At 45.7% G+C, this 5,359-nt stretch carries 2 protein-coding genes; one reads left to right on the forward strand and one right to left on the reverse strand.

Features of this window, described 5'->3' with window-relative positions; translation table 11 throughout:
• A partial coding sequence (locus tag KDK67_RS13480; RefSeq protein WP_250868901.1) for a transposase occupies nt 1–144 on the forward strand: 144 nt, incomplete at its 5' end.
• 98 nt (nt 145–242) lie between these two features.
• Here the strand turns inward: KDK67_RS13480 and KDK67_RS13485 are convergent.
• On the reverse strand, nt 243–5,198 hold the full coding sequence (locus KDK67_RS13485; protein WP_250869379.1) for an Ig-like domain-containing protein: 4,956 nt from the start codon (nt 5,196–5,198) through the stop codon (nt 243–245).
• Nucleotides 5,199–5,359: the final 161 nt, after the last annotated feature.

The following is a 5,359-nucleotide window of genomic DNA, read 5'->3' on the forward strand; positions in this document are numbered from 1 at the left end:
AATATCAGTAATGGTGTCGTTGAAGGATTGAACAACAAGATTAAGACTGCTTTTAAGAGATCTTATGGATTGAAGACTGAAGTAAATAGGAATACAATGATATTCTTGATGGCAGGTAAACTGAGTTTACCCACTCGATGTTAAAGAGAACCAAAAAAGAAAGGGATATCATCCCTTTCAGAATGTTTCATGGAGATAACTCCATTTCACACAAATCGACAATATTTCTTTGCTTATGTCCTTTAATGCTTCTTAGCCAGGTACACGGACATCAATATTCCGATCACGGCAAAGATCATCTCAAACCCGGGAGTATTCGGCTCGGATTCCAGCGGTGCGGGTTCCTGATATTCAGCCTCACCCTGTGATCCGGAATCATCTGCATTCTGTCTTGCAGAATCACCATCGTTGGTGGTGTCCGCAACAGTTTCATCTTCAGTTGTCTGATCTTCTTCCTCCACAGGAGGTACTGGTGTTTCCACGGAAGATACTATACTAAGACGTCTACCGCTACTGCTAGATGACTTCTTAGATGAAGGCTTTACTATGCTGTCCGTTTCTTCGTGGGTCAGAATATCGCCGAAGATGGTGGAGACTCCCTTTTCATTGAATTGCTTTAGCGCACCAAGGGCCTGTAGTGCCTGGTTTGTGGACATACCGTTGGATGCTGATGATGGGGTGTGTGAAAAACTTCCGTCAGGGAGCTGATTTCCAAGCAGAGCAGATACCGGATTGCCGTTTCTGGTAAAGTCTTCTGACTGTGGGTCAACCCCTACCGAGGTCAGGGCCATGATTACCTGAGCGGTGGATTCGGTGTTGGTTTTCGCACTACCAAAGCAGCTAAAGCTTCCATTGTCGCTTTGCACGGTTTTGAGCCATTCGACTGCTTCATCGACTGCGGCTTTTACATCTGCCCTCTCGTTGTAATACGGAGCAAGGGAATATATGGCCATAGCAGTCAGGTCTATATCCGGATTTGTTCCAAGACTCCATCCAGGTCCTACTTTATGCTCCAGGAGATAGTTTACCATGTATTCCTGGTCATAATTGGCACCTTCGGGTATCTGGGCATCGGCTGCGTTAAAGGCAACGAGTGCCCATATAGCGGCATTGATTCCCTGGGAAAGGCTGGGGTAATAGGCTATTTTCTCTATAAGGTTCATTCCTCCAAAGTCGTGGGGGTCGCAGCCGGCTGCGAGTATGCCCAGGGAGGTCTTTTCGTATTCCGTAATTGACCCCAGTTCCTCGCTGGCAGCGATCTTTTCCCGGAGCCCTTCGATATAGCTCTTATCGCCGTTGAAGTAAATTTCCTCGTTTATATCCTCACCTGCGGCCCAGAGCCCAAAGGCTATCCAGTCGCTCTGGCACTTTGTTTGTTTGTAGTAGTCAATGGTCTGCTGGGTCCTGGCATTCACATCTTCCGGACTTACATAGTACTGGCTGCCGTAAATAATTGTCAGGGAGTAACAGGCAGAGATCTGCGGGTTGTTTTCCAGAGTTGCTACTATGTTCACATCACCCATGCTGACTGCGGTAACAAGCCCGTTTTCGTCAACGGTGGCTTTACTTTCATCACTGCTTGACCAGGTCACAGTTTCGCCGGAGATTACGGTCCCCATCTGACTGTATACATTTGCTTCAAGCTGCATGGAACTGTTTTCAAGAAGGCTGTTCTGTAAACCGGAGATTCTGATCTCTTCGGGAACGAGCTCCTGGTTCTCTTCAAAGGAGAATTTTACCAGATGATCTCCTTCCAGTCCATACCCAAGAACATAAACACTGTCATTGTTTATGTGTATGGAAGTGAAGCTACCGTATTTTTCAACAGGATAGGTGACGCGCTGTACGATCTTTCCGTCGCTGTTTATTTTCATCAGGTTGCTTTGGGCAGGGGCTGTCGTGTATCCGTATGGTTCCTGTTTGATAACGGGTATGTAAACATATCCATCGTCATCCACTGCAATGTCCCCGAGGGCACGCATGGCTTCATCCGGATTTACCATACCGTACAGATGTTTCTCCCAGAGCTTATTGCCGTCGGTATCCACAGCATACAATACAGAGTTATACACAGCCTGTGAAGTGAAATACAGGACTCCGTCGCTGCTCAATACAAGCTTTGGATTTACTGAAGTAATATACCTTACAGGGTCAAAATGAGAAATCCATTTCAGATTCCCGTTCTCTATCGCAGCTACTCCGCTTAAACCGACTTCATCGTCATGGATGTAGCCGTAGAGCACACCGTTATTGTCCACCACAAGGTTGGATATACGTGAGAAGCTATAGTTTTCAAGTGTATAGGTGCTTGACAGGTTCCCTTCATTTCCCTTATCTTCAATAATGAAGACTTTGCAGTTATCCCCGTCGTTGCCTGTACAGATAATATTTCCACTGTTGTCCAGCACAAAACTTTCCAGCTGGGTGTTAAAGCTTCTATTCCATTTTTCATTCCCCTCGCTATCTATGGCATAGAGTTTGTGGATGTTTCTGTCTCCGTCTGCAACATATACGGTTCCGTCGGCTGCCTCGGCTATATTCCTGATACGACTGTAAATGTTCACCTCTGTATTCCAGAGAATTGTTTTATCCGGGGCAATTGAAGTTAAATTATACCTGCCGGTGCTGACTTTTACCAGACAGTAAATGTTGCCACTGTTCCCTGCGTGTATATCCCCGGCATCCATGCTCAGGTTCCAGTTTTCCACACCGTCGGGATTGATGGATAACAATTTATCTGTAAAGGAATCGAAACAGTAAATATTGCCGTTGCTGTCCCGGGCAGAATTCTCATTTAAGGACCTGTAAGGCTTGCTCCATTCATACCCGAAGCCCGGTACTACCCTTACTTCGTGGCTCTGGCTTATGCCTTCGGAGGTACATGTTATTGTGGTATTTCCACAGGCAACCGCAGTTATTTCCCCTTCGCTGCTTATTGTTACAATATTTTCATCAGAACTTACCCAGACCGGAGACTCAAGCGTTATGGCCTCTCCATACTGGTTAACAGGGCTTGCTGTTATGGTCCCCGGATTGCTTATTGCAATTTCTGCGGGAATTATGGCAGTGAAAACATCAGGTTTTCTTTCGATGGTAACAGGTACCTGGGTTGACAGGGTGACGTCAGTGGCTGATATTGCCGAAATGGTGTATGTCCCGGTATCAAGAGGGTCCAGCACTCCATTTTCATCCACTGCATTTCCAAAGCTTATCCCGCACTCCCAGCTTATTATTTCATCTGGCATTACATCGCCATACTGGTCAAGGATCCGGCCGTAGAGCTGGTATGGTATGGAATATTCCACATTCAGGCTCTCTATTAATTCCCCACTTTCGGATATGATCTCCACGGTCATGGGCTGGGAAGCTTTTCTTATGACATTGATCTTTGCACTGTCACTTAATGCGATACCATTCACCGTCGCCGTAAGGGTTGCAGTTCCGAGCCCCTTGCCTTTAAAGTTTCCGTCTTCCAGGACTTCTATTATGTCAGAATTGGAACTCTGCCACACAATTTCCTGGCCTACCAGGGCTTTACCTTCGGCATCGTATACGCTGACACCCAGAACTTCCTCAAGGTTCAGTCCGAATTCCCTGTCCTTTCCGCTTATTTTTAACACAGCAGGTACATCAGGAGTTCCTCTGTCGATTTTTGCGATCAGGAACTTTCCGAACTTTGACCTTGAGCTGAGAAGCACATTTCCATCAATGTATATATTGTTATATTCAGCCACACTACTGCCAAATGCAGCTATGCTGCCAGCTTCATTTCCATAGGGGTCCACACTGAACATACCCATTCCGCCGGCCAGGCCTCCAACGCATTTGGCGTAATATAAATACCCTTCATCGTCTACCGCCATTATACCCTTGCCTAAATGAATGTTTTCATGGGTATATTTAAGGGTCCCATCCGGGTTGATGGCGTAATATCTGGTATGTTTTTTAAAATTATTATTTACAGATACGTATATGGTATCATCACTGCCTATCAAAAAAGATATAATCTCATATTCACTGTCTTCCTCAATGACATAGTCGTTAAGGGGATCCTCTGTGATTATGCTGCCGTCCTGGGGGTTTAAGGCCTGTATGACATGGGTATCGTCGGTAACATATACAGTGCCGCTGCTGCTTATGACAGGAGGGGTCACCCATTTCATAGTTCCTTCAAACGTTGTATGGTTCCATTTCTCATTTCCATTGATGTCCAGAACCTGGATCTTGCCGTCCTCAATACCGACAGGGCTTCCTTCTATTATCACATATATATTTCCGCTGTCATCAGATACAGGGGATTGATATAAACGGTAATCAGCCACATCCAGACTCAGGCTGTTATTATTGATTTTATAATACCAGTTTTCACTTCCATCGGCGGCATCCAGACTGTAGACTCCATCATAGACTCCTATTATTACCTGATCACCTATTATCAGAGGATAGGGATTCATGAGGGCGTTTTTACTGATTTTTTCCTGATGCCATTTGATGGTCCCGTTAGGGTTTACGGCATAAACGGACATATTTCCCCAATTGTCCCTCTCCAGGAACTGGACATAGATTGTGCCGTCCTCCCCAAAGGCCGGTTTTACTGTTTTAGCCCCGGCGGTTTTAGAAGTACCAAAGCGTAGCTGCCAGAGCTCATGCCCGTAAAGGTCAAAAGCATAGAGTCTCTGGTTGAATTTCTTGAAAGCGTAGACTATTCCATCATTCATAGTCACGCCGTATATCTCGTCATACTCATGTTCGGTCCTGGTAATAACCTGCTGAACTATCAGGTCATGCTCGAGGGGTTCGCCCACCGTAATTTCAAGGCTTCCATTCAACTCTGAATTTGAATCTGCCGCCGTTATTTTTACTTTGCCCGGGGCCACTCCGATCAGTTCTCCCGTAGTCGCACCTATAACAGCAATATTGCTGTCCTCCGAGCTCCAGCTTACCGGTATTCCTTCCAGTTCACTACCGCTTGCATCTATTACGGTTGCTGTCAATGGAATTTTCTTTCCGGCTGCAACTACCGAATTCCCGCTTATTTTTATGCTGGCAAGATCCCCGTTTGCAGAGGTAAGTTCCACAACTTCCAGGGACTGTGTTTGCGCCTGCAATTCTCCTGCCGAGGCTGCACCTGTAAAGGCGAGCATCAGCATCAGGAGCATGCATACCATGATCCCATATTTGAATTTTTTCTGTTTCATATCGTATCACTCATATTTTTATATAGGATTACGACAGCAACTTAATATTGCTGCAGTAGGTGTCTTGCTTTCTGCAGAAAATGAAGAAAACAGGGAAGGATCAGGAAAAAGAAGAGATTAGAGCACCTTCTTCCTCAGTTTGTTCTTCCCTGTTTTTACCT

This window comes from Methanococcoides seepicolus (genome assembly GCF_023684405.1).
Taxonomy (GTDB): domain Archaea; phylum Halobacteriota; class Methanosarcinia; order Methanosarcinales; family Methanosarcinaceae; genus Methanococcoides; species Methanococcoides seepicolus.